Source organism: Arthrobacter sp. Y3223166, from assembly GCF_059090935.1.
The window spans coordinates 98,221-120,746 of the sequence record NZ_JBNHGE010000003.1; the positions used below are offsets into that span (position 1 = coordinate 98,221).

A 22,526-nucleotide genomic window follows, 5' to 3' on the forward strand; every position below is an offset into this window, starting at 1 on the left:
CTGCCCGCCCCGCCCTTCCCGCTCGTTCCTCGCTCGGCGATGCGCGGCTTAGTGGTTCCCGCCTCCGGCCCTAACTCTTGGCTTAGAGCCGGATGCCCAGCAGCGCGTCGAGCAGCGCCGCGAACTGCCCGGCGCCGTCACCGGCCTGCCCTCCGGCCTGCTGCCGGGAGTGCTCGGCGAAGCCGTCGATTTCGGCCAGGGCCGCGGGTGCGTTGAGGTCGTTCGAGAGCGCCTGGCGGATTTGCTGTGCCAGCTCGGGTACCTGTTCGGCCTGCACATAGGGGGCCGCGCCGCGCCACGCAGAAAGCCGCGCCTGCGCCTGGCGGAGCAGATCCCCGGTCCAGAACCAGTCGCTGCGGTAGTGCTGGCCCAGCAGCACGGTGCGGATCGCAGCCGGCTCCACGCCTTCTTCGCGCAGGGCCGAGACCAGCACGAGGTTGCCCTTGGACTTGCTCATCTTTTCGCCGTCGAGGCCGACCATGCCGGCGTGCATGAAGTGCTTGGCCAGCGGCTTGCCGGTCATCGCGTAGGCGTGCCCTGCGCTCATTTCGTGATGCGGGAAGCTCAGGTCCGAGCCGCCGGCCTGGACGTCGAAGGTTTCCGGCAGGAATTTGCGCGCGATTACCGAACACTCGATGTGCCAGCCGGGGCGGCCGGGGCCGAGCGAGGCGCCCGGCCACTCGGGTTCGCCGTCTCGGGCGACGCGCCACAACAGTGCGTCCAGCGGGTGTTTTTTGCCCGGGCGCTCCGGATCGCCGCCGCGCTCGGCAAAGAGCGGCAGCATTTGATCTTCGGTCAGCCTGGAGGTGGCGCCGTTGTGCCAGCCCGGTCCCGCTGCGGCAACGGAATCGAAGTACACGTCGCCGTCGGGCTCGCCGCCGGTGCCCGGTACGCGGTACGCGAGGCCGCGGGCCAGCAGGTCCTCCACCACCGGAACGATCCACTCGATCGATTCCACCGCTCCGATGTACTCGCCGGGCGGGATGACGTTGAGTTCTTCCATGTCCGTGCGGAACAGCTCGGTCTGGTCCTTCGCCAGCAGCTGCCAGTCCATGCCGGTGGCCGCGGCGCGTTCCAGCAGCGGATCGTCGATGTCCGTGACATTCTGCACATAGTTGACGGTGCGCCCGGCGTCGCGCCAATAGCGGTTGAGCAGGTCGAAGGCCACGTAGGTGGCGGCATGGCCCATGTGCGTGGCGTCGTACGGGGTGATGCCGCAAACGTACAGGCTTCCCGTCGAGGACGGCTCAAGCCGTACCAGCGACCCCACGGAGGTGTCGTGGATGGTCAGTTCGTCTTTGCCGCCCGGAATTTCGGGTACGGCACGGGCATTCCAACCAAGCACTCTTGGGTTTCCTTCCGATGAGGTGAACGGACGCGGATGGCGGGCGGGGCCGCCGTCGTAAATGACGCTCCTAACATTCAAGAATGCAGGAGCCGGATAAATTCCCGCGGGTCAGGCGTTGATGACTCCGGCGCCCAGCAGCACGAACAACAGCGCGCCCAGGGCGATCCGGTACCAGACGAAAAGCCGGTAGCTGCGGGTGGACACATACTTCAGGAACCACCCGATGATCACGAAGCCGACGCCGAAGGCCACCACCGTGGCCAGCGCCGTCTCCCCCAGCCCGTACGGCCCGGGTTCACCGAAGCTCTTGGCCAGCTGGTACAGGCCCGAGGCGAAGACCGCCGGAATCGCCAGCAGGAACGAATACCGGGCGGCGGCCTCGCGGGTGTAGCCCATCAACAGGCCGGCCGTGATGGTGCCGCCAGAGCGGGAGACGCCCGGGACCAGGGCCAGCGCCTGGGCCAGCCCGTACAGGATGCCGTGCTTGTAGGTGAGCTTGTCCAGCGTGCGCATCTGGCGGCCGATGGAGTCGGCGATGGCCAGGAACACGCCGAAGACAATCAGCATGGTGGCCACGATCCACAGGCTGCGGAAGGTGGATTCGATCTGGTCCTGGAACAGCAGCCCGAGCACACCGATGGGGATCGAGCCGATGATGACCAGCCAGCCCATCCGGGCGTCCGGGTCGTTCCGCGGCACCTTGCCGGTGAGCGAGCCGAACCAGGCCTTGATGATGTTGACGATATCGCGCCAGAAATAGACGACGACGGCGGTTTCCGTGCCCAGCTGGGTGATGGCGGTGAAGGCGGCCCCGGGATCGGCGGCACCGGGCAGAACCTCTCCGATGATGCGCAGGTGCGCGCTGGATGAGATCGGGAGGAACTCGGTCAGGCCCTGCACGAGCCCCAGGATGATTGCTTCTAGCCAATTCACATCCTCGACCTTATGGCACCAAGGCCCGCGGAACGGAAACGGACACAGCCGCGGCGGCGAAGATCCGCCCACGGCACGACGCCGGGCACCCGGCGCGGGGCCGGGGCGGATGGGCTGCCCGTGCGGGAGGACGAGGCACGCGCCTGCGTCGGCGGGCCGCTGCCAAGGGCGCGGCAGCGCAGGCCATAAGCTGGCTTTATGGAGCACAATCGCTTGGGTCACAGCGGGCTGAAGGTCCCGCAGCTGTCGCTGGGAACGATGACGTGGGGAGAGGAAACGGACGAGGAGGCCGCGGGCACCATGCTGCGCGCCTACCTGGACGCCGGCGGCACGCTCCTGGACACCGCCGCGCCGTACGCCGAAGGCCGCAGCGAGGCCATGCTCGGGGCGTTCCTGGGCGAACTGGTTCCCCGGCAGGAGGTGCTGGTGGTCTCCAAGGCGGGCGTGACGCGCAGCGAGGGCCGGCGCGAGGTGGACACGTCCCGCGGCGCCATGTTGCGCAGCCTGGACGCCAGCCTGGCCCGGCTGGGCACGGACTACCTGGACCTGTGGCTGGTCCATCTCTGGGACGACGGCGGCGCGCCGCTGGAAGAGACCCTGTCCGCCCTCGAGCACGCGGTCTCGTCGGGCCGCGCCCGCTATGTGGGAGTCTCCAATTACTCCGGCTGGCAGCTGGCCCGGGCTGCCTCGATCAGCCCGGTTCCGCTGGTCGCGGTGCAGAACGAATATTCGCTGCTGCACCGCCGGGCCGAACACGAGGTCATTCCGGCGGCGCGGGCCCTCGGGCCGGGCCTGATGGCCTGGTCGCCGCTGGGACGCGGCGTCCTGACCGGCAAGTACCGCACCGGCATTCCGGCCGATTCCCGGGCCGCCTCCGAGCAGCGCGCCGGGTACGTGGAACCGTACCTAAGCGGCCGGCCGGCCCGGATTGTGGATGCGCTGGCCACGGCGGCGCGCGGCCTGGACGTCCGGCCGCTGGACCTGGCGTTGAGCTGGGTGCTGCAGCGGCCCGCCGTCGGCACGGCCGTGGTGGGTCCCCGCACGCCCGCCCAGCTGGCAGAAATCTTGAAGGCGCCCTTGGACGCCCTGCCCGCCGCGATCGGCCAGGCGCTGGACGAGATTTCCACGCCGTAACGTTCCGTCCCGGGCGCGGCGGCGCCGGCCCGTCAACGCTTGATCGGGTCCGGGCGGCCTCGGGGGCGTGCTACTTTTCTTCGATCTCCAGATCGTCGTCGAAGGGGTCCACCACGTCGTCGGGTTCGTCCATGCCCTCGTCGTCCGACTCGTCGTAAATGACCAGCGGGGTCACTTCGCCGTAAGCATCGTAGAGCGCGTCCTCGTAGGTTTCGAACGATTCCATAATGGACGAGAAGGCCGCTTCCACGGCAGGATCGTCATCACCCCGGCGGCTGGAAGCGGCGGCCAGGTGCTCTTGCAGGGCGGAAACCAGTGACTCGAGTGCGACGCGCGGATCAATGCTCATGCTGTAGACGTTAGCCGCATTGTGGAGAATAAGTGAAGAGAACAGGAGGGCAATGAGAGAACAATTTCTGGGTGCCGCCGTCACCCGCGAACGCGACTACGCCCGGCAGTACGAATACCTGGTCCTGACCGTGAACAAAGACGAATCCGTCGGCGAGGCCCGCCGCGCGCTGACCGAGCACGCCGAGTACGGCAAGTGGGATCTGGTCCGGACCCGGCTGTACCTGGGCGGCGGCCGCAAGTACTGGCTCCGCCGCAGGGTACTGAAGGTCGAACGCACCGCCTGACCCCCGGCAGGCGGTGCGCGGCCCGCGTCAGTCTTCCAGCGGCCCCAGCCAGGCCGTTGCAACAGTGCTGTGCGCGGACTCGTCGTCCGAGGGGTGGTAGAGCCCGGCCAGCACGTCGCGGTACAGCCGCTCCAGTTCACCGCCGCGGAAGTACCCGCCGCCGCCGGAGACGCGTACGGCCTTCTCCACCACGTCCTTGGCGGTTTCGGTGGCCCTGATCTTGATGCCGGACAGTTTGGCGAACCAGAACCTGCCGTGGTCGGCCAGTGTATCCACGTCGCGGGCAATGGACGCCAGCTGCGGGTACAGCCCGTCCATGGCCAGGGCGGCGTCGGCCACCCGCCAGCGGATGTCCGGATCCTGCGCGTAGCTTTTGCCCGTTTTCAGCGAACGACGGCGGTGCACGGCTTCCACCGCGAGGTCCAGGGCCCGGGTGCCGATCCCCGCATAGACGGACGAGAGCAGGATTTCGAAGCACGCGAAGATGCCGAAGATCAACGGATCCGGGTTGGGTCCCACCGGCAGTTTCCGGAAGATCCGCTCCGGCGCGGCGACCGCGCCTTCCAGCACCGTGGTGTTGGACTGGCTGGCGCGCATGCCCAGCGTGTTCCAGTCGTCCTTGATCCGGTAGCCGGGCTTGTCCCGGTCGATGAACCCCCACACCAGCTGCGGTTCGGTGCCGGAATCGTCGCGGCCGAAGACACCGAGCCGCGTCCAGGCGGGCGAGAGGCTGGTGAACACTTTCGTGCCGGTGAACCCGTACCCGCCGTCCCCGCGGGGTGCGGCGACGGTGCGCGAATCGAAGAGGACCTGGTCGTTTCCGGCCTCGGAGACCCCGAACCCGAAGACTTCGCCGCGGCCGGCCTCGGCCAGGACGTAGTCCATGCTGTCGTCGCCACGGGCCTGGAGGACCCGCGCGACGCCGGTCCACACCAGGTGCATGTTGACGGCCAGCGCCGTGGCGGGTGCCGCGGTGGCCAGCCGCATCTGTGCCCTGGTTGCCTCCTCCAGCGTGTAGCCCAGGCCGCCGTCTTCCTCCGGGACGAACATTTTCAGGTAGCCCGCCTCGACGAGGTCGGCGAGGTCTTCGTGGAAGAAGCTGTTCGCTTCGTCGTAACCTGCGGCCCGGCCCCTGATGGTCTCAAGCAGGTCGTCCGGGAGCAGTTCTTCAACACTGGCGGGCATGCCGGTGGTCCTTTCGTCGTCGTTCCAAGTGGTCAGTAGGTGGTGAGCAGGCGCTGCAGGACGCGGGTGCCGAACTTCAGCGAGTCCACCGGCACCCGTTCGTCCACGCCGTGGAACATCCCGGTGAAGTCCAGGTCGTCGGGCAACCGCAGCGGAGCGAAGCCGTAGCCGGTGATGCCCAGCCGGGCCAGCGCCTTGTTGTCCGTGCCGCCGGAGAGCGTGTACGGGAGCACCACGGCGTCCGGATCCTCGTGCGCCAGCGAATCGATCATGGCGTCCACCAGGTTCCCGGCGAACGGCACCTCCAGCGACCTGTCCTGGTGCACGTAGCTGACCTGCACGTCGGGGCCCGCCAGTTCGCGGATGGTGGCCAGCACGAGCTCTTCCTGTCCGGGCAGTGTCCGGGCGTCGATCCGCGCCTCGGCCAGCCCGGGGATCACGTTTTCCTTGTAGCCGGCCTTCAACACCGTGGGGTTGGACGTGTTCTGCAGGGTGGCGCCGACGAAGCGGGCCAGGGTCCCCAGTTCCTTGAGCAGGATGTCCGGGTTGTCCGGGTCGAATTCGACGCCGGTCAGCTCGGTCACCCCGTCGAGGAACCGGCGGGTGGTGTCCGTCAGCTCGATCGGCCACTGGTGGGCCCCGATCCGGGCCACCGCCGCCGCCAGCGTGGTTACCGCGTTGTCCGTGTTGATCTGGGAACCGTGCCCGGCCCGGCCGGCGACTGCCAGCCGCAGCCACGCGATCCCCTTCTCCGCGGTCTGGAGCAGGTAGGCGCGGCGGCCGCCAATGGTGGCCGAGAAGCCGCCCACTTCCGAGATGGCCTCGGTGGCGCCGTCGAAAAGCTCGGGACGGTTCTCGACCGCCCAGCGCGCCCCGTAGGTGCCGCCGGCCTCTTCGTCGGCGAAGAACGCGAAGACGATGTCCCGGCGCGGCCGGGTGCCGCTGCGTGCCATGTGCCGCGCCACCGAGAGGATCATCGCGTCCATGTCCTTCATGTCCACGGCGCCCCGGCCCCAGATGAGGCCGTCCCGCTCCTCGCCGCTGAACGGATCCACCTGCCAGTCATCGGCTTGCGCCGGCACCACGTCCAGGTGGCCGTGCACGACCAGCGCCGGCGCCGAGGGGTCCGTGCCGGCCATCCTCGTGACCACCGACGTCCGGCCGGGCGCGGACTCGAACACGTCGGTGGCCAGTCCGGCTTCTTCCAGCAGTCCGGCCGCGTACTCGGCGGCCAGCCGCTCCCCCGGCCCCTCGTTGCCGCCGTAGTTGGAGGTGTCGATCCGGATCAGTTCCTGGCAGATCTCGGCCACTTCTTCGTGCGGGCTCGGTACAGTCATGAAGGCTCCTCGGAATCGATGTCTGTCCCCAGCCTAACGAGCGGGAGCGGTCGAAGGCAGCAGCTGTCCGCAGGAGGCGCCGCAGGTGGCGCCGCAGTTGGTACAGCCGGAGTCGGGCCCCGGTGCCGGCTCCGTCGCGCGCACGGAGGGCCCGATTCAACAGTTCGGGCAAAACATGTTAGAGTTTTTCTCGCTGCTTTCGACGGAATCGGTGCGCCTGAGGGCCTCTGGAGAACCGGCGAAAGTCCACCTGCGCGGGTGGCGGAATGGTAGACGCGCTAGCTTGAGGTGCTAGTCCTCTTATTGAGGGTGAGGGTTCGAGTCCCTTCCTGCGCACAGAGAAAGCCCCGGACTTCCGGGGCTTTTTTGTGCCCGCAGCGCGCGAAGAGCACAGGCGGCCCGGCGCAGCCACGGGTCCTCGTCTTCCGCCCACCGATCGAGGATTGCTTCCGCACGCATGCGGGACCGGCCGGTCAGCCCCTGGATCAAGGGACCGACGACGTCAATGGCGAGCGGGTCCGCCAAGGCCGCCAGGCGCGCGTCGCGCAGGAAGCCTTCCAGCCGGGTGAGGTCCGAGCTTCGCAAGAGGCGTTGGTTCGACTGCAGCAGCACCACGGCGGCCAGGCGCCGCTCGAAGACCGGCCGGGCCCACAGTTCGGAGCTGAGGGCGGTCACCTCGTCGTGCGAGAGCAGCCGGAACTTCCGCCCGGCGTCCCGGACCGTACCCCGGACCGCACCGACCGACGCACCGTAGTAGCGCAATCCGTCGCCCGCCTCGTTCTGCGCTTCCGCCCGTGCCCAGGAGGCTTCCCGCCGCAACGTGCGGTCGATAAATTCTGCCGCCTCGCTCATCCAGCAATTCTTTCATTCACTCACCGTCCCGGCCGCTACCCTCCTATCCGAATGCCCGATCGTTGCCGGCTTCTTCCTGGCCGGGCGCCCGTTCGTGACCGGCTTCTTCCTGGCCGGTGTAGGTGCGCAGCAGGTCTTTCGCGCCCTCGGCCGCCTGCCCTTCCTGATCCAGCGTCCGCTGCATGGTTTCCGCGTTCTCCCGGCCGGCCGGGAACGGCGGGAGCAGCGGAACGTCGGGATCGGTGAGCACCTCGATAAGATACGGCCGGTCGGCGGCCAGCGCCTCGTCCCATACGGCCCCGAGCTGCTCGGGGTCCTCGACCCGTTTCCCGTGCAGTCCGAGCAACCGTGCGTAGCCCGCGTAGTCGACATCGGGCAGGGCCTGGCTGTCGGCAAACCGCGGCTCGGCCTCCATCTCCCGCTGTTCCCAGGTCACTTCGGCGAGTTCCCGGTTGTTCAGGACGCACACCACAAAACGAGGGTCCATCCACCGCTGCCAGAGTCGGCCGACGGTAATCAGTTCGGCCAGGCCGCTCATCTGCATGGCCCCGTCTCCCGTGAGGGCAACAACCACCCGTTCCGGGGCGGCCAGCTTGGCGGCGATGCCGTACGGTATCGAACAGCCCATGCTTGCCAGGGTGCTGGAGAGGTGCGCCTGGGCCCCTGCCGGCAGCCGCAGCTGCCGGGCATACCAGTAGACGGAACTGCCGACATCGACGGCGAGCAGGCCGTCCGGCGGGAATCGTTCGCTCAGCTCAAAGGCCACCCGTTCGGGGTTGACCGGTTGCGCCGGCGTCATGGCCCGCTGCCGCGACAGCTCGCGAGACTGCCGCACCCAGCCTTCCACCTGCTCGCGCCACCCGCCGCCTGCGCGGTCCTCAAGCAGCGGCAGCAGCGCCGCCAGGGTGGTGGCGGCGTCGCCGGTGAGCGCCGCCTCGACCGGATAGCGGTTGCCGATGGCACTGGCGTCATTGTCGATCTGCACCGCTCGGGCAGCACCGGGCGGCGGGTAGAACTCAGTCCAGGGGTCATTGGAGCCCACGATCAGCAAGGTGTCGCAGTGTCCCAGCAGTTGGCCGCTGGCGGCGGTACCCAGATGCCCCATGGTTCCGGCCGCGAAGGGCAGCGACTCGTCCACATAGGGTTTGCCCAGCAGGCTGGTGGCAATGCCGGCCCCGAGCTTCTCCGCCACCGCAACCACCTGCCCGCGGGCATCCCGCGCTCCCTGTCCTACCAGCAGGGCAACCCGCTGCCCGGCGTTGAGCACGTCCGCGGCCGCGCGCAGGTCGTCCGGGTCCGGGACCACGTGCGGGGCACGCCAGATCGGCGCGGTGGTCACCACGCCATGGGTGTGCTCAAGTTCGGGGGCGGGAAGTTTCTGGATGTCGTGCGGAATGATCACCACGGCCGGGCCGCGGCCGCTCAGGGCCGCCTTGAAGGCGCGGTCCAGCACCAGCGGAACCTGCTCAGGGGTGCTCACCTGCTGCCGGAAGGTGGCCACGTCCTTCGTCAGGTTGGCCAGGTCCACTTCCTGCATGTACCCGGAGCCGAGCGCGGTGCGCGACTGCTGCCCGACGATGGCCACTACCGGGACGCTGTCGAGTTTGGCGTCGTACAGGCCGTTGAGCAGGTGCACGGCTCCGGGACCCTGGGTGGCCGTGACCACCCCCACCCCGCGCGTGTACTTGGCGTGCCCCACCGCCATGAAGGCGGCATTTTCCTCGTGCCGGGCCTGGACGAATTCGACCGTCCCCGCGCGCCGCAGCGCGCCCATGAACGTGTTGATGCCGTCCCCGCTGTAGCCAAAAATCCGCGACACCTGCCACGCGCGAAGCCGATCGACAATAAGGTCTGCAACGAGCCGCTGGGCCATATCCACTCCACTCGCAATTCTCAGGGTGCTTACTGTTTAACATCCCTATCATCCGCTGCCTCCGTTTTGAACCGTCCCTGAGCCGCCCCGCGGCCGGCATGCAAAGATGGCGGCATGGAACTGGACGGAGAACTGGCGGCCCATCCCGTCAGTCAGGGCGCAGTGGATCAGCGGGACATCGACCTGTACCGCACTCTCAGCGCCGACATTGCCGCGGGCGTCGCGGTGGTGTCGACGCGGTGGCGGAACCGGGACTACGCGGCGACCGTCAGCGGTTATCTCTCGGTGTCCTACGATCCGCCCACCATGCTGATCAGCCTCTTCGAGGAGTCGAGGATTTGCGACGCCGTGGCCAACTCGGGGACCTGGGCCTTGAGCCTGCTGGCCTCGCAGCACCAGGGCACGGCGAACTGGCTGGCGAGCCCGGGCAATCCGGTGGAAGGCCTGCTCAACCAGGTCTCGTACCGGCGCGGCCCGGCCACCGGTGCTGCGGTGATCGGCGGAGCCCCCGCGTGGTTCGAGCTGAGGACGACGGCGGTGCATCCGGCGGCGACCCACGTGCTGATCGTCGGCGAGGTGCTGGCCATGGGCCGGGACGCTGCCGGTTCGGAAAGCGCCGATCCGCTCATCCACTTCGGCTCCTCCTACCGGCGCTTGGGCCGCTAAAAGCGCCGGGCCACGGCCCGAGCCGGCGAGGCCGGAGTTGGTCAGGGCAGCGCCGGCGGCCCGGAGTAGGCGCCTTCCCAGACCGCCCGCGTTCCGGATTCGCCGGTCAGCACCACTGCCACCGTGGCGCCGGCACACACGGCCAGCACGGCGACGGCGACCACTGCCGCGATGACGCTGTATCCGGCGCCAAGCCTGCGCCGGGAGGAGGCGTCCGCCGTCGTTCCGTAGCGAAACCACAGCCACAGTCCCAGCGCCGTGGCGAAAAGGCCGGCCACCCACGGCAGCAGCATGTCGCCCAACCGCATGTGTTCGACGGCCAGCGGCGTCTGGTCGATCCTGAGGAACAACCAGTGGCCGGCCTGTTGGGTGACGGGCACCAGCACCAGGGCCAGCAGGGCGATCAGCGGGGTGGCAATCCCCAGGCGCCGCCTCGCGGCCGGCCAGAGCAGGGTGAGCGCAACGCACAGCGCCGCCAGCGGAACGATCACCACGGTGGCATGGACCAGGAGCACGTGCAGCGGCAGGGAATTGATTTCGTACTCCACCGGATCCGCTCCTTGTGTACCGGCTTGGCCCGTCAACCGGTAAGACGCCCGCGTATGACGTAGCGGTTCAGCCGGGAGCCGGGCGGCCGGTCCATTGTCTTACCCGGCTGCCTGCTCTATGAATGGACTATGACGGCCACGCTGCGAGCCCTGGAAACCGCTGTTCCGGATACCATCCTGATCCAGTCGGAGGCGCGGGACGTGTTCTCCACGCAACCGGGCCTGACCCGCCTGGGACAGCGCCTGGTGACCACATCGTTCGACCAGTCCGGCATCGACACCCGGTACACCGCCGTCGAGGAACTCACGACGGCCAAGCGGGCGGACAACCCGGTGTTCTTCGACGCCGATTCCCGGCAGCTGCTCTCTCCCAGCACGAAGGTGCGCAACGACATCTTCGCGGACAAGGCAACCCCGCTGTTCATCGAGGCGGCCGGCAAGGCGCTTGCCTCCTGCGAGGGGATCGGCCCGGCGGACATCACACACCTCATCACCGTCTCCTGCACCGGGTTCTTCAACCCGGGACCCGACTACAAGATCGTGCGTGCGCTGGGGCTCAATCCCGCCGTCCAGCGCTACCATCTCGGCTTCATGGGCTGCTACGCGGCGTTCCCGGCCCTGCGGGCGGCCAAGTCGTTCTGCGACGCCGATCCCCAGGCGGTGGTGATGGTCGTATCGGCAGAACTCTGCACGCTGCACGTGCGCACGTCCAACGACCCCGACACCATCGTCGGGTCCTCCCTGTTCGCGGACGGCGCGGCGGCAGCGGTCATCACCGCGCGCGGCCTGGACGAGACCGGGCCTGCCATCCGGCTGGACCACTTCGAAACCGTCCTCACCCCGGTCGGCGAGGAATCCATGGCCTGGAACATCGGTGACGAGGGCTTCGAAATGGTCCTGGGGACCTATGTTCCGCACATTATCGACGAACACATCGTTGGTGCGCTGGAGCCGTTGCTGGCCCGTGAACCGGACGTGGCGGCAAGACCATACCGCGACATTGAGCACTGGGCGATCCATCCGGGCGGCCGCAGCATCCTGGACAAGGTCGAGGCCAAGCTGGAGCTGACCGGGGAACAGCTCGTGCCGGCCCGGGAAACGCTGCGGCGGTACGGGAACATGTCCAGCGCCACCGTGATGTTTGTGCTGAAGCACATCCTGGAGCAACCGGCAGGGTCCGGGGAGGAGCGGATCTGCTCGATGGCCTTCGGCCCGGGCCTGACGGTGGAAACCGGGCTGTTCACCAAGACCGTGCCCGCCGCCACCCTCCGGGCCCGCCAGGTTTCCGCGGCAGCGGCGGTGTAGGGCGGGAACGGACCGCCGTGGCCGCCCGCCTGCCGGATCGCAAGGCGTCGACGTTCCTGGCCCTCCGCGCCACGGACGCCGTGGAGGAAATGGACAAGCCGGACTGCGACCCCGCGATGCTTCGGCGCACCTACGCCCAGTTTCCGCTGATCAACCGGGCGGTGTCGGGTTGGCACGGCATCTACCGGCGCCTGCTCCGCCCGCGCCTGGCCGGCCTTGAGGCCCCCACCCTGCTCGATATCGGCTCCGGCGGCGGCGACGTTCCCCGGCTGCTCGCCCGCCTGGCCGCCCGGGACGGCCTGGACCTGCGGATCACGGCGATCGATCCCGATCCGCGCGCCCATGCCTTCGCCGTGTCCCGGCCGCGGTCGCCCGGCCTCGAGTTCCGGCAGGCCTTCAGTTCCGAGCTGGTGGCCGAAGGACGCAGCTTCGACGCCGTCGTGTCCAACCACTTGCTGCACCACCTGACCGCCCCCGACCTGGCAGGCCTGCTGGCGGACTCGCAGCGGTTGTCGCGCGCCCTCGCAGTCCACAGCGACATCATCCGCAGCCGCACGGCGTATGTGCTGTTCGCCGCCGGGACGCTGCCGTTTTTCCACCGCTCCTTCATCCGCCGGGACGGGCTGACCTCCATCCGCCGCAGCTACACCCCGGAGGAATTGCGCGCCGCCCTCCCGCCGGAGTGGCGGGTGCTGCCCGATTCGCGTTTCCGCCAACTGGTGATCCATGAGCCCGATGCCTGAGGCGGCGCTCCCCCGGGGCCGGCCTGTTGAATCGCCCGGCGGCCGCCTGCTCGATGTCGCCGTGGTCGGCGGCGGCCCGGTGGGTTTGCTGATGGCCATCCTGCTGGCCCGGCGCGGGGTGGACGTCGCGGTCCTGGAGCGGCGCAGCGCACGCAGCAGCCACTCCCGGGCGATCGGGATCCATCCGCCGGCTTTGGCCGTGCTCGACGACGCGGGCGTGGGTGCGGAGCTGTTGGCGGCCGGCGTCCGCATCCGCCGGGGCGTGGCCCGCAGCCGCGGCCGGGACGTCGCGTCGCTCTCGTTTGACGGCATTCCCGGCGCGCATCCCTACGTGCTGGCCGTGCCGCAGGTCATCACCGAACGGCTGCTGGAAGAACGGCTGGAGGCGCTGCGTCCCGGGGCGGTGCGCCGCGCGGTGGCGGTGCAGGGGGCGTACGACGACGGCGCGACCGTGACGTTGTCCTGTCGCCGGGGCGCGGGACCGGAACCGGCGGCGGCGGGCACAGGCACGGGCAGGGCACCGGCACCGGCTGCCGGCGTGGCACCGGCTGCTGCTGCGGAGACGGTGCGGGCCAGGCTGGTGGTGGCGGCCGACGGCGCCTATTCCGCCCTGCGCCGCCAACTCGGCGTCCCGGTGCGGACGCGGGTGTATCCGGACGCCTACCTGATGGGAGACTTCGCCGACACCACCGGCGACGGCAGCACCGCCGTGCTCTATTTGGAGGCCGGCGGCATCGTCGAATCCTTCCCGCTCCCCGGGGGTACCCGGCGCTGGGTGGCCAGGATGCCCGGCGTGGTCAGCCATCCGACGCCGGACGGCCTCGCCTCCCTGGTCGCGCGGCGCACCGGGACGGGCCCGGACCCCGGCAGTTGCTCCATGCTCAGCGCCTTCTCCGTCAGCTCCCGGACGCCGCGGCGGCTGGTAGCCGGACGCGTCGCGCTCGTCGGCGACGCAGCACACCAGGTGAGTCCGATCGGCGGGCAGGGCATGAATTTGGGCTGGCTGGATGCCGCAGCCCTGGCTCCGATCGTGGCCGCGGCCCTGGCGGGCGAGCCGACGGGCATGGCGTTGCGAAGATACGAGGCGGACCGGCGGCGGGCGGCCAACACCGCCGTCTGGCAGGCTCACCTGAACATGGCCCTGGGCAGGCCGTTGCCGCCGCCGGTGCTCGCGGCCCGCAACCGCCTGTTCAGCACGCTCACCCGCTTCCCCGGAGTGCAGGACACGGTGGCCAGCCGCTTCACCATGCACTGATCCGTCATCAAGCGGCCGGGGCCTACCCGGGCGGCTAAAGTGGCTGCTAGACAAATTCGGCGGCACGTCGATTTTCCCGAGCCGGAGACGTCCCGGCTGACACGGTCTGGAGGTGGGCATGGTCGGCGCGGAGCGCATCGCCGTGCTGTCGCTGCACACCTCGCCGCTGGCTCTCCCCGGCGGGGGCGATGCCGGCGGGATGAACGTCTACGTGCGCGCCCTGGCGCGGGAACAGGCGGCGCTGGGCACCGCCGTCGACGTTTTCACCCGCTCCCTGCACGACGGGCAGGAACCCGTGGAACATCCCCGGGCCGGCGTCCGCGTGATCCACCTGGACGGAGCCCCCGCCGACGCGGTAACCAAGGAAGACCTGCCGCAGCGGTTGGCCGCACTGGAGGCTTCGCTGCGGCAGTTCACGCAGCAGGACGGGGCACGGTACGACGTGCTGCACTCGCACTACTGGCTTTCGGGTGCCGTGGGGCTGCGGCTGCAGCACGACTGGCACATTCCGCTGGTGCACTCGATGCACACGATGGGGCTGGTCAAAAACCTGCACCTGCAGCCCGGCGAACCGCCCGAGCCTGCCTCCCGGATCGACGGGGAGCAAGCCATAGCGTCCGGAGCCGGCCGGCTGATTGCCAATACCCTGACCGAGGCGGCCGAGTTGGTCGATCTCTACGGCGCGGACGAGGGGACGGTGGACGTGATCCCGCCCGGGGTGGACCTGCACACCTTCCGCCCCGACGGCCGCCGCGCGGACCGGGAGGCGGCGGGCATCGGCCCGGATACCTTCCACCTGGTGTTTGCCGGCCGCATCCAGGTACTGAAAGGGCCGCAGGTCCTGCTGGCCGCCGCGGCCGAACTGCGCCGCCAACGGCCCGACATCCGGCTGCGCGTGTCCATCATCGGCGAGATCAGCGGGTCCGCCGGGCTTGACCTGCCGGCGCTGGCCGGGAAGCTGGGGCTGGCGGACACCGTGACGCTCTCGCCCCCCGTGGAGCCGCGCGCCTTGGCGGCCACCTTCCGCAGCGCCGATGTGGTGGCGGTCCCGTCCTTCAGCGAATCCTTCGGCTTGGTCGCCCTGGAAGCGCAGGCGTGCGGTACGCCCGTCGTTGCCACCAACGTGGGCGGGCTGCCGGTGGCGGTCAGCCACGGGCTCACCGGGCTGCTGGTGGACGGGCACGACCCGGTCCGGTGGGCGGGGGCCCTCCGCGAGCTCCACGACTACCCGGAGTTCCGCCGGCGGCTGGGCGCCAATGCCGCGGTGCACGCCTCGTCCTTTGGCTGGGAGCAGACCGCCGCGCTGACGGCGCACAGCTACCAGCTCGCGGTCGACCACTTCCGCCGCTGAGCCTTGCGGTGCCGGTATGATCTGGGATCCGGGCAGCCGCAGCTAGGATTCATGGGTGCCAACCCCCGATTTCCGCATCCGCCGCGCCACCCCAGACGACATCCCGGCCACACTCGACATGAAGCTCGCCGCCTGGCGGGAAACCTACTCGTCCCAGCGGCCGGAGAGCTTCTTCGCCGCCGAAGCGGCCCGGCGGGACCAGCAGATCGACTGGTGGTCGCGCGGGCTGGCGGCGGGGGCGGAGCTGTGGGTCGCCGAAGACCCCGCCGGACGGATCATCGGCTGCTCGGGCGGCGGCCCCGTGCAGGACGACGACGCCGACGCCGGCGTGCCGCACGAACTGCAGATGCTCTACGTGCTGGCGGAGGCCTACGGGACCGGGCTCGGGCGGCAACTGCTGGAGGCGGCGATCGGTGGCGGGCCCGCGCTGCTCTGGGTCCTCGAGGACAACCCGCGCGCCCAGGCGTTCTACCGCAAGCACGGATTCGGCCCGGACGGACGCCGCGAGCCCCTGACCGGCCTGTGGGAAGGCCTGCACGAGATCCGGATGGTCCGGCGGGGCGGCTGAACCCGTTCGAGCTCGGCTACATCCGTTCGAGCTCGGCGCGAATGGCGGCGATGCCGCGCCACACCTCCTGGAAGCTGGTGGACATCGGCGAGAGCCCCAGCCGGAGGCCGTCGGGCTCGCGGAAGTCCGGTATCACTCCCTGCTCCCAGAGCCTGCCGGTGATTTGCTTGAAGTCCGGGTGGTCGATGGTGACGTGGCCGCCGCGTTCCGCCGGATCAAGCGGCGAGGCGATGGCTACGCCGAAACCGGCCAGCGCCTCCTGCACGGCCTCGACGGCAAACCCGGTCAGGGCGATCGACTTATCCCGGACCGCCGCCAGCCCGGCCTCGTCGATGAGGGCGACCATGTCCTGGAGGGCGGTCATGCCGATGATCGGCGGAGTTCCGGACGTGAACCGGCGGATCCCGCCGGCCGGCTGATACCCCTGACCCATCTCGAAGGGTTTGGCGCTGCCCAACCAGCCTTGGATCGGCTGGCTCAGGTGCTGGTGCTCGGTCCGCACGTAGGCCCAGGCCGGGGCGCCCGGACCGCCGTTAAGGTACTTGTAGCTGCAGCCTGCGGCCAGGTCGACGCCCCAGCCGTCCAGTTCCACGGGCAGCACCCCGGCGGAATGGCACAGGTCCCACAAAACCAGGGCACCGGCGTCGTGCGCGGCGGCGGTGATGGCCGGAATGTCCGCAACATAGCCGGAGCGGTAGGCCACGTGGCTGAGCAGCACGAGCGCCGTGTCGGGGCCCACGGCGGCCCGGACCGCTTCTGCCGTCACTCCCCCGGCGTGCGGGGGCTCGAGCCAGTCCAGCTCCAGGCCGCACTCGGCGGCGATGCCTTCAACGATGAAGCGGTCGGACGGAAAATTGTCCCGGTCCACCAGGATGCGCCGGCGCCCCGGGCGCGCGTCGATTGCGGCGCGGGCCAGCTTGTACAGCAGCACCGTGGTGGAGTCGGCCACCACGCATTGGCCCGGCGCGGCTCCCAGCACGACCCGGCCCAGCTCGTCGCCGATCTGCTCCGGCAGCTGGAGCCAGACCTCGTCCCAGGCCCGGATCAGCCGGCCGCCCCACTGCTGCGCCATGACGTCCCGGACGCGCTCGATGCTGGCGGCCAGCGGCCGGCCCAGCGAATTGCCGTCGAGGTAGGCCACGACGGCGTCGTCGTCATGGCCTGCGAACCGGGTCCGGTATCCGGCCAGCGGGTCTGCGGCGTCAAGCATCCGGGCGCGGTCACGCAATTGATCGTCGTTGGTCATACGGCAAGCATAGAGGCGGCTGCCGCGGGGCCGCCGAACCGCGGCGCGAAGAATCCGAAAAAAATTCCCGGGCCTGTCGATATCCACGGCCCCCGTTCGACGGCATAGTAGAAGGCGCATGCCCGCGTCTCGTTCCGAGAAGGAGAAAAGCCATGAAGTACATGTTCATCATGCGGTCCACGGATGCAGCCCTTGAGGCGTCCAAATCCATGCCGTTCGAAGAAATGATCAACAAGATGGGCGCCTACAACGAGGCGATGATCAACGCCGGCGTCATGCTGGCGGGAGAAGGCCTGGCGGATCTTTCCGACGGCAGCGGATTCGTCGTGGACTTCTCGGAGGAGCCGCCGATTGTGACCGACGGCCCGTACGGCGAAACGCACGAACTGTTCAACGGTTTTTGGATCGTCCAGGTGGCCTCCAAGGAGGAAGCCGCGGAGTGGGCCAGCCGCTGCCCGCTGGGACCGGGCTCCAAGCTGGAGGTCCGCCGCGTGACCGAGGCCGCCGATTTCGCGGACTTCGCCGACAACGAGTACATCCGGAAGGAAGAAGGATGGCGCGAGGAAGAGGCGAGGCTCCGCTCGGAGAACGCCTGACCCCCGGGGCCGAGGCCCGGGAGCCCGGGGCGGCGGGGGCCGAGGCCCAGGAGCCTGGGGCGGCGGGGGCCGAGGCCCAGGCGGCAATCCGGCGCCGGATCGATGCGTTGTGGCGGATCGAGGGCGCCCGGATTGTCGCCGCCCTGGCCCGTGCCACCGGGGATGTCGGTTTCGCCGAGGACGTCGCGCAGGAAGCCGTGGCCGATGCGCTGGCCCGGTGGCCGCACGCCGGCGTCCCCCGCAACCCGGCGGCGTGACTGACCACCGTGGCCAAGCGCCGGGCCATCGACTCCTGGCGGCGGGCCGAACGCCTGGAGGACCGTTACCAGGTGCTGGCCCGCGGGCTGCGGGACGAAGAAGACCTGCGTTGGGACCCCGTACCCGACGACGTGCTCCGGCTCGTCTTTACCGCCTGCCACCCGGTCCTCTCGCGGGAAGCGCAGGTATGCCTGACGCTCCGGGTCGTCGCCGGCCTGTCTGCCGAGGAGATCGGCCGGCTCTTCGTGATTCCGGTCGCCACGGTGCAACAGCGCATCGTCCGGGCCAAGAAAACCCTGGCCGCGGCGAAGGTCCCCTTCGAAGTCCCCGAACCGAACGACTGGGGCCCGCGGCTGGGCGCCGTCCTGCGCGTGGTCTACCTCCTGTTCACGGAAGGGTACGCGGCGACCTCCGGGAACCGTTGGATCCGGTCGGACCTGGCCGGCGAAGCCCTGCGGATCGGACGCCTCCTGGTGTCACTGGTGCCCCGGGAGCCCGAAGCGCACGCACTGGTGGCCCTGATGGAGTTCCAGGCGTCGCGTTTCGGCGCCCGCACACGGCCGGACGGCAGCGCGGTCCTGCTCGCCGACCAGGACCGGACGCGTTGGGACCGCGCCCAGATTGAACGCGGCCGAGCCGCCCTGGCCAGGGCCGACGCGCTGGGCCGCGGCCGGGGCAGCTACGCCCTGCAGGCGGCCATCGCCGCATGCCATGCGGCCGCCCCCAGCGTCGCCGGCACCGACTGGGCGCAGATCGTGCTGCTCTACGAAGCGCTTGGCCGGGTGGCGCCGAGCCCGGTGGTGGAGCTCAACCGTGCTGTGGCAGTGTCCATGGCCACCGGCCCCGCCACCGCCCTGGCGATCGTGGACCGGCTGGCCTCGGAAGGCGCCCTGAGCGGCTCCCACCTGCTCCCGAGCGTCCGCGGCGAGCTGCTGGCCCGGCTCGGCCGGGCGGACGAGGCCCGCTCCGAGTTCGCCGCCGCCGCCGCGCTGGCGAAGAATGATCGCGAACGGGAGGTCCTCGAACGCCGGGCCGTCACCGGCTGACCCGGTCCGGCCACGCCACTCAGCCGGCGAGCGTGTGGACGCTGCCCGTGAAGTGCAGCCGGTGGCTGCGCTCCCCCCAGCCGGTGAACTCGGAAGCTTCCCAGGACCCGTCGCGTTCCGTGTCATGGATCCTGACGGCCACGGTGGCGGGCAGGAAGACCGGAGCGGCAAAGTCGATGCGCCAGCTGAAGGGTTCGCTGGCCGTGGCTTCCACGCTGGTCAGGACTCGTGAGGCCAGGTACATCCCGTGGGCGATGGACCGCTTGAGCCCCAGCATCTTCGCGGACACCGCGCTCAGGTGGATCGGGTTGAAGTCGCCGGACACCCCGGCGTACTCGCGCCCGGCCTCCGGCCCGAGCCGCCAGCGGGCCGTCGGCTGCGGCGGCGTGAAATCGGCGCGCTCCGGGCGGGCTGCCTTGTCCAGGCCGGGCAAGTAGACCGCCTTGGCCAGGTAGTCCGAGACACCTTCCCACACGGCCTCGCCGTCGGCCTCGATCCGGGTGTGCAGTTCGACCTGCGTGCCCGCGTGGTGGCCGCGGAGGCCCTCGGCCCAGGCCGTGACGGCCAGGGGCTCGGTGAAGTGGACCGGCCGCAAGTGCCGCACCCGATTGGCCAGATGGACCATGCCGAGCAGCGGCAGCGGAAAGTCCGGCCGCGTCATCACGCTCATCGCCACGGGGAACGCGACCGAGTGCAGGAACACGGAGGGCAGGGTGTCCCGCACGGTGCCGTGGACCAACTGCTGGAATCCGCTGATCCGCTCGGGGGTGATCTGAACTCCGTGCAGGGTATGCCGCGCCGCCGGGACCTGCTCGGCGTGCTGTCCCACGCCCAGCTTGTGCCGCGCGGCCGTCGACGCCGCCGTCAGGTAGAGGCGCGAGAGCGTGGGCATCTCCCCCAGGATGACTTCGTTCATGCGCCGACCATGCTTTGCCCGCAGACCCGCAGGGTTTGGCCGTTGATGCCGCCCGCAGCATCGCTGGCCAAGAAGGAGACGGCCTCGGCGACATCGCGTGGCTGTCCGCCCTGTTGCAGCGAGGAGAGCCGGCGTGCCACTTCCCGGGTCAGGAACGGCATCCGGGCGGTCATGTCCGTCTCGATGAAGCCCGGTGCCACGGCGTTGATGCTGCCGCCGGCCTCGGCGAACCCGGCAGCCGAGGCCCGGACCATGCCGATGATTCCCGCCTTCGACGCGGCGTAATTGGTTTGCCCGCGGTTGCCCGCAATGCCGCTGGTTGAGGCCAGCGAAACCACGCGCGGCCGCCCGCGGAACGCGCCCGAGGCCAGGAGCTGCCCGTTCATCGTCAGCTGCGACGTGAGGTTGACGGCGATCACGGAGTCCCATTTGGCCTGGTCCATGTTGGCCAACAGTTTGTCGCGGGTGATGCCGGCGTTGTGGACCACGATGTCCAGCCCGTGGTGCCGCTCCACGGCATGGGCGGCGATCTTCGCGCCGGCATCGGCCGCGGTGATGTCCAACTGCAGGGCCGTGCCGCCCACCCGGTTCGCGACCTGCGCCAGCTGTTCCCCCGCCGCGGGGACATCGACGACGACGAGTTGTGCGCCGTCGCGGTGCAGGGTCTCGGCGATGGCAGCGCCGATGCCGCGCGCGGCGCCGGTGACGACGGCGACCTTGCCGGCGAGCGGACGGTCCGGATCCGCGGGGAGCGATCCGTCGTCGGAGCCGACCAGCAGGAACTGCCCGCTGACGTAGGCGCTCCGGGCCGAGAGCAGGAAGCGCAGGGGTCCCAGGACGGCAGGTGCTCCGGCGTCCACGCCTTCGCCGAGCAGGATGCCGTTGGCGGTGGCACCGCCGCGCAGCTCGTGGGCCAGTGAGCGCAGCGACCCGTCCACCGCCTGGCGCGCGGCGGCCTGGGCGGGCCGGGCGGCACCGTCGGCGGGCCGGGATACGGTGATCACGCGGCCGCCGGGGGCCAGGTCCCTGAGGCTGGCGCCGGCGCTGAGCATGGGCTCCGACAGGTCCTCGGGCGCTTCCAGCTCGTCGAGCACCAGCACGATGCCGCCGAGGCGTTCCTTTGGTGCCGCATGCCGGCGAACGTCGAGGTCCCACCCGAGCATTTCCTTGGCCACCGTGTCGGCGCCGGCACCCGCGCCGAGCACCAGGACAGGTCCGGGCAGCAGCGGTGCGCCGGGCCGGTAGCGCCGCAGCACGGCGGGCTGCGGCAGCCCCAGCTTCTTGGCCAGGCTCTTCACCGGTCCGGCGTTGACCAAATCCACGTACCGGTCGGTCATCAGTTCGCCTCCAGGATGGCGACGACGCCCATGCCGCCTGCGGCGCAGACGGAAATCAGGCCGCGGGTGGTGCGGGACTCGGCGTCGGCCTTCTCGCGCAGCATCTTGGCCAGGCTGGCCACCAGGCGTCCGCCGGTGGCCGCGAAGGGATGGCCGGTGGCCAGCGAGGAGCCATTGATGTTGAGGCAGTTCCGGTCGATGGCGCCCAGGGGCTTCTCGAGGCCCAGCTTGTTGCGGCAGAACTCCTCGCTTTCCCACGCGGCCAGGTGGCACAGCACCGTCCCGGCGAAGGCCTCGTGGATCTCGAAGAAATCGAAGTCGGCGAACGTCAGGGCCTGCCGGGCCAGCAGCCGGGGCACGGCATAGGCCGGCGCCATCAGCAGTCCTTCCTTGCCGTGCACAAAATCAACGGCGGCGGCCTCGGAGTCCACCACCTCCGCCAGCACCGGCAGGTCGTTGCTCCGGGCGTACTCTTCCGAACTGAGCAGCACGGTGGAGGCCCCGTCGGTCAGCGGCGTGGAGTTGCCGGCCGTCATGGTTGCCTCGGCGCCGAGGTTCTTGCCGAACACCGGCTGCAGCTTGCCCAGCTTCTCCAAGGTGGTGTCGGCGCGCAGGTTGGAGTCCTTGGCCAGGCCCCGGTAGGGCGTCATGAGGTCATCGAAAAATCCGCGCTCATAAGCTGCCGCGAGGTTGTGGTGGCTGGCCAGGGCGAGTTCGTCCTGCGCGTCGCGGCTGATGTTCCAGGCCGCGGTGGTCAGCGCCTGGTGCTCGCCCATCGACAGCCCGGTCCGCGGCTCGGCCGTGCCCGGCGCGTTGGGTGCCAGGTCCTTGGGCCGCAATTTGGCGATGGCGGTCAGCTTCTGCTGCATGCTCTTGGCGCGGTTCAGTTCCAGGAGGACGGCCCGGAGTCCTTCGCTGACCGCGATCGGTGCGTCCGAGGCGGAGTCCACGCCGCCGGCGATCGCGGAGTCGATCTGCCCCAGTTTGATCTTGTTCGCCAAGCCCATCACGGTTTCCAAACCGGTGGCGCACGCCTGCTGCAGGTCGTACGCAGGTGTTTGCGGTGAAAGCGCCGAGCCGAGCACCGCCTCGCGGGTGAGGTTGAAGTCGCGCGAGTGTTTAAGGACAGCCCCGGCGGCCACCTCGCCGATGCGTTCGTCCTGCAGCCCGAACCGTGCCACCAGCCCGTCCAGGGCCGCGGTGAGCATGTCCTGGTTGCTGGCCTGGGTGTAGGCTCCGTTCGCGCGGGCGAAGGGGATGCGGTTGCCGCCGACGACTACTGCCCTGCGCAGTCCGTTGGCGGAGCGGGTGCCGGTGGCGTCAGGTGAAGTGGCCATGTGGGCTCTCCTCGATTGGGTGCGGAGCGGAACAAACGACAGTTACCGTAACCAAGC

Annotated in this window: 21 protein-coding genes, 1 tRNA gene and 1 pseudogene; 11 read left to right on the plus strand and 12 right to left on the minus strand. The window is 69.8% G+C overall.

Features of this window, described 5'->3' with window-relative positions; translation table 11 throughout:
• Positions 1–82 precede the first annotated feature (82 nt).
• Entirely contained in the window at positions 83–1,345 is a 1,263-nt protein-coding gene (mshC, locus tag AC5RUH_RS03090; RefSeq protein ID WP_494023083.1) for a cysteine--1-D-myo-inosityl 2-amino-2-deoxy-alpha-D-glucopyranoside ligase, read from the minus strand.
• Positions 1,346–1,456: 111 nt separating this feature from the next.
• Entirely contained in the window at positions 1,457–2,281 is an 825-nt protein-coding gene (locus AC5RUH_RS03095) for an undecaprenyl-diphosphate phosphatase (protein WP_494074497.1), read from the minus strand.
• A 198-nt stretch (positions 2,282–2,479) separates the two neighbouring features.
• On the opposite strand from AC5RUH_RS03095, the gene AC5RUH_RS03100 reads away from it, so the two are divergent.
• Positions 2,480–3,415 carry an aldo/keto reductase gene (locus AC5RUH_RS03100; RefSeq protein WP_493999712.1) on the plus strand — a complete coding sequence of 312 codons (936 nt, stop codon included), beginning with the start codon at positions 2,480–2,482 and terminating at the stop codon, positions 3,413–3,415.
• A 70-nt stretch (positions 3,416–3,485) separates the two neighbouring features.
• Here AC5RUH_RS03100 and AC5RUH_RS03105 read toward each other — a convergent pair whose 3' ends face one another.
• Positions 3,486–3,764, minus strand: a complete 279-nt coding sequence (locus tag AC5RUH_RS03105) for a hypothetical protein (RefSeq protein WP_493978463.1) — start codon at positions 3,762–3,764, stop codon at positions 3,486–3,488.
• A 52-nt stretch (positions 3,765–3,816) separates the two neighbouring features.
• On the opposite strand from AC5RUH_RS03105, the gene AC5RUH_RS03110 reads away from it, so the two are divergent.
• Entirely contained in the window at positions 3,817–4,050 is a 234-nt protein-coding gene (locus AC5RUH_RS03110; RefSeq protein ID WP_493999711.1) for a DUF5703 family protein, read from the plus strand.
• 27 nt (positions 4,051–4,077) lie between these two features.
• Here the strand turns inward: AC5RUH_RS03110 and AC5RUH_RS03115 are convergent, their stop codons facing one another.
• Together AC5RUH_RS03115 and AC5RUH_RS03120 are read right to left on the minus strand one after the other, a co-directional pair.
• Positions 4,078–5,235 carry an acyl-CoA dehydrogenase family protein gene (locus AC5RUH_RS03115; protein WP_494127852.1) on the minus strand — a complete coding sequence of 386 codons (1,158 nt, stop codon included), beginning with the start codon at positions 5,233–5,235 and terminating at the stop codon, positions 4,078–4,080.
• 32 nt (positions 5,236–5,267) lie between these two features.
• Positions 5,268–6,572 (minus strand): M20/M25/M40 family metallo-hydrolase, encoded by a 1,305-nt coding sequence (locus tag AC5RUH_RS03120; RefSeq protein ID WP_494067822.1) that lies wholly within the window; start codon positions 6,570–6,572, stop codon positions 5,268–5,270.
• Between the two features lie 252 nt (positions 6,573–6,824).
• Here AC5RUH_RS03120 and AC5RUH_RS03125 point away from each other — a divergent pair.
• Positions 6,825–6,908: transfer RNA gene (locus AC5RUH_RS03125), tRNA-Leu, on the plus strand.
• Here the strand turns inward: AC5RUH_RS03125 and AC5RUH_RS03130 are convergent.
• Both AC5RUH_RS03130 and AC5RUH_RS03135 read right to left on the minus strand, forming a co-directional pair.
• A complete protein-coding gene (locus AC5RUH_RS03130; protein ID WP_494074500.1) occupies positions 6,873–7,424 on the minus strand; it encodes a DNA alkylation repair protein in 552 nt (183 codons plus the stop codon). The two genes, AC5RUH_RS03125 and AC5RUH_RS03130, sit on opposite strands and share 36 nt — an antisense overlap.
• Positions 7,425–7,467: 43 nt before the next feature.
• Entirely contained in the window at positions 7,468–9,297 is a 1,830-nt protein-coding gene (locus AC5RUH_RS03135) for a thiamine pyrophosphate-requiring protein (protein WP_494127853.1), read from the minus strand.
• A 114-nt stretch (positions 9,298–9,411) separates the two neighbouring features.
• On the opposite strand from AC5RUH_RS03135, the gene AC5RUH_RS03140 reads away from it, so the two are divergent.
• Complete coding sequence (locus tag AC5RUH_RS03140; RefSeq protein WP_494127854.1) at positions 9,412–9,963, plus strand: flavin reductase family protein; 552 nt, start codon at positions 9,412–9,414, stop codon at positions 9,961–9,963.
• 41 nt (positions 9,964–10,004) lie between these two features.
• Here AC5RUH_RS03140 and AC5RUH_RS03145 read toward each other — a convergent pair whose 3' ends face one another.
• The gene (locus tag AC5RUH_RS03145; RefSeq protein WP_494049951.1) at positions 10,005–10,511 is read right to left on the minus strand and encodes a hypothetical protein; all 507 of its coding nucleotides are present in this window, start codon (positions 10,509–10,511) and stop codon (positions 10,005–10,007) included.
• Between the two features lie 129 nt (positions 10,512–10,640).
• On the opposite strand from AC5RUH_RS03145, the gene AC5RUH_RS03150 reads away from it, so the two are divergent.
• The 5 genes from AC5RUH_RS03150 to AC5RUH_RS03170 all read left to right on the plus strand — a co-directional run bounded on the left by AC5RUH_RS03150 (position 10,641) and on the right by AC5RUH_RS03170 (position 15,733).
• Complete coding sequence (locus tag AC5RUH_RS03150) at positions 10,641–11,816, plus strand: type III polyketide synthase (RefSeq protein ID WP_494127855.1); 1,176 nt, start codon at positions 10,641–10,643, stop codon at positions 11,814–11,816.
• A gap of 17 nt (positions 11,817–11,833) precedes the next feature.
• The gene (locus AC5RUH_RS03155; RefSeq protein WP_494127856.1) at positions 11,834–12,559 is read left to right on the plus strand and encodes a class I SAM-dependent methyltransferase; all 726 of its coding nucleotides are present in this window, start codon (positions 11,834–11,836) and stop codon (positions 12,557–12,559) included.
• Positions 12,543–13,814, plus strand: coding sequence for an FAD-dependent oxidoreductase (locus tag AC5RUH_RS03160; RefSeq protein ID WP_494127857.1), 1,272 nt, complete (start codon positions 12,543–12,545; stop codon positions 13,812–13,814). Before AC5RUH_RS03155 ends, AC5RUH_RS03160 begins: the two co-directional genes overlap by 17 nt.
• Before the next feature lie 118 nt (positions 13,815–13,932).
• The gene (mshA, locus tag AC5RUH_RS03165) at positions 13,933–15,165 is read left to right on the plus strand and encodes a D-inositol-3-phosphate glycosyltransferase (RefSeq protein WP_494023092.1); all 1,233 of its coding nucleotides are present in this window, start codon (positions 13,933–13,935) and stop codon (positions 15,163–15,165) included.
• Positions 15,166–15,220: 55 nt separating this feature from the next.
• Positions 15,221–15,733 carry a GNAT family N-acetyltransferase gene (locus AC5RUH_RS03170; protein ID WP_493999700.1) on the plus strand — a complete coding sequence of 171 codons (513 nt, stop codon included), beginning with the start codon at positions 15,221–15,223 and terminating at the stop codon, positions 15,731–15,733.
• A gap of 16 nt (positions 15,734–15,749) precedes the next feature.
• On the opposite strand, the gene AC5RUH_RS03175 is transcribed toward AC5RUH_RS03170, so the two are convergent.
• On the minus strand, positions 15,750–16,979 hold the full coding sequence (locus AC5RUH_RS03175; protein ID WP_494127858.1) for a kynureninase: 1,230 nt from the start codon (positions 16,977–16,979) through the stop codon (positions 15,750–15,752).
• Between the two features lie 152 nt (positions 16,980–17,131).
• On the opposite strand from AC5RUH_RS03175, the gene AC5RUH_RS03180 reads away from it, so the two are divergent.
• Positions 17,132–17,575: a YciI family protein gene (locus tag AC5RUH_RS03180; protein WP_494013970.1), complete on the plus strand. Its 444-nt coding sequence runs from the start codon at positions 17,132–17,134 to the stop codon at positions 17,573–17,575.
• 86 nt (positions 17,576–17,661) lie between these two features.
• Positions 17,662–18,879, plus strand: a pseudogene (locus AC5RUH_RS03185) (RNA polymerase sigma factor).
• Between the two features lie 19 nt (positions 18,880–18,898).
• On the opposite strand, the gene AC5RUH_RS03190 reads toward AC5RUH_RS03185, so the two are convergent.
• The 3 genes from AC5RUH_RS03190 to AC5RUH_RS03200 are packed head-to-tail and all read right to left on the minus strand — an operon-like array spanning position 18,899 to position 22,469.
• Positions 18,899–19,795: a MaoC family dehydratase gene (locus tag AC5RUH_RS03190; RefSeq protein ID WP_494025906.1), complete on the minus strand. Its 897-nt coding sequence runs from the start codon at positions 19,793–19,795 to the stop codon at positions 18,899–18,901.
• Positions 19,792–21,132 (minus strand): 3-oxoacyl-ACP reductase, encoded by a 1,341-nt coding sequence (locus AC5RUH_RS03195; RefSeq protein WP_494127859.1) that lies wholly within the window; start codon positions 21,130–21,132, stop codon positions 19,792–19,794. The genes AC5RUH_RS03190 and AC5RUH_RS03195 overlap by 4 nt, the downstream gene beginning before the upstream one ends.
• Positions 21,132–22,469: an acetyl-CoA C-acetyltransferase gene (locus AC5RUH_RS03200; protein ID WP_494127860.1), complete on the minus strand. Its 1,338-nt coding sequence runs from the start codon at positions 22,467–22,469 to the stop codon at positions 21,132–21,134. Before AC5RUH_RS03200 ends, AC5RUH_RS03195 begins: the two co-directional genes overlap by 1 nt.
• Positions 22,470–22,526 lie beyond the last annotated feature (57 nt).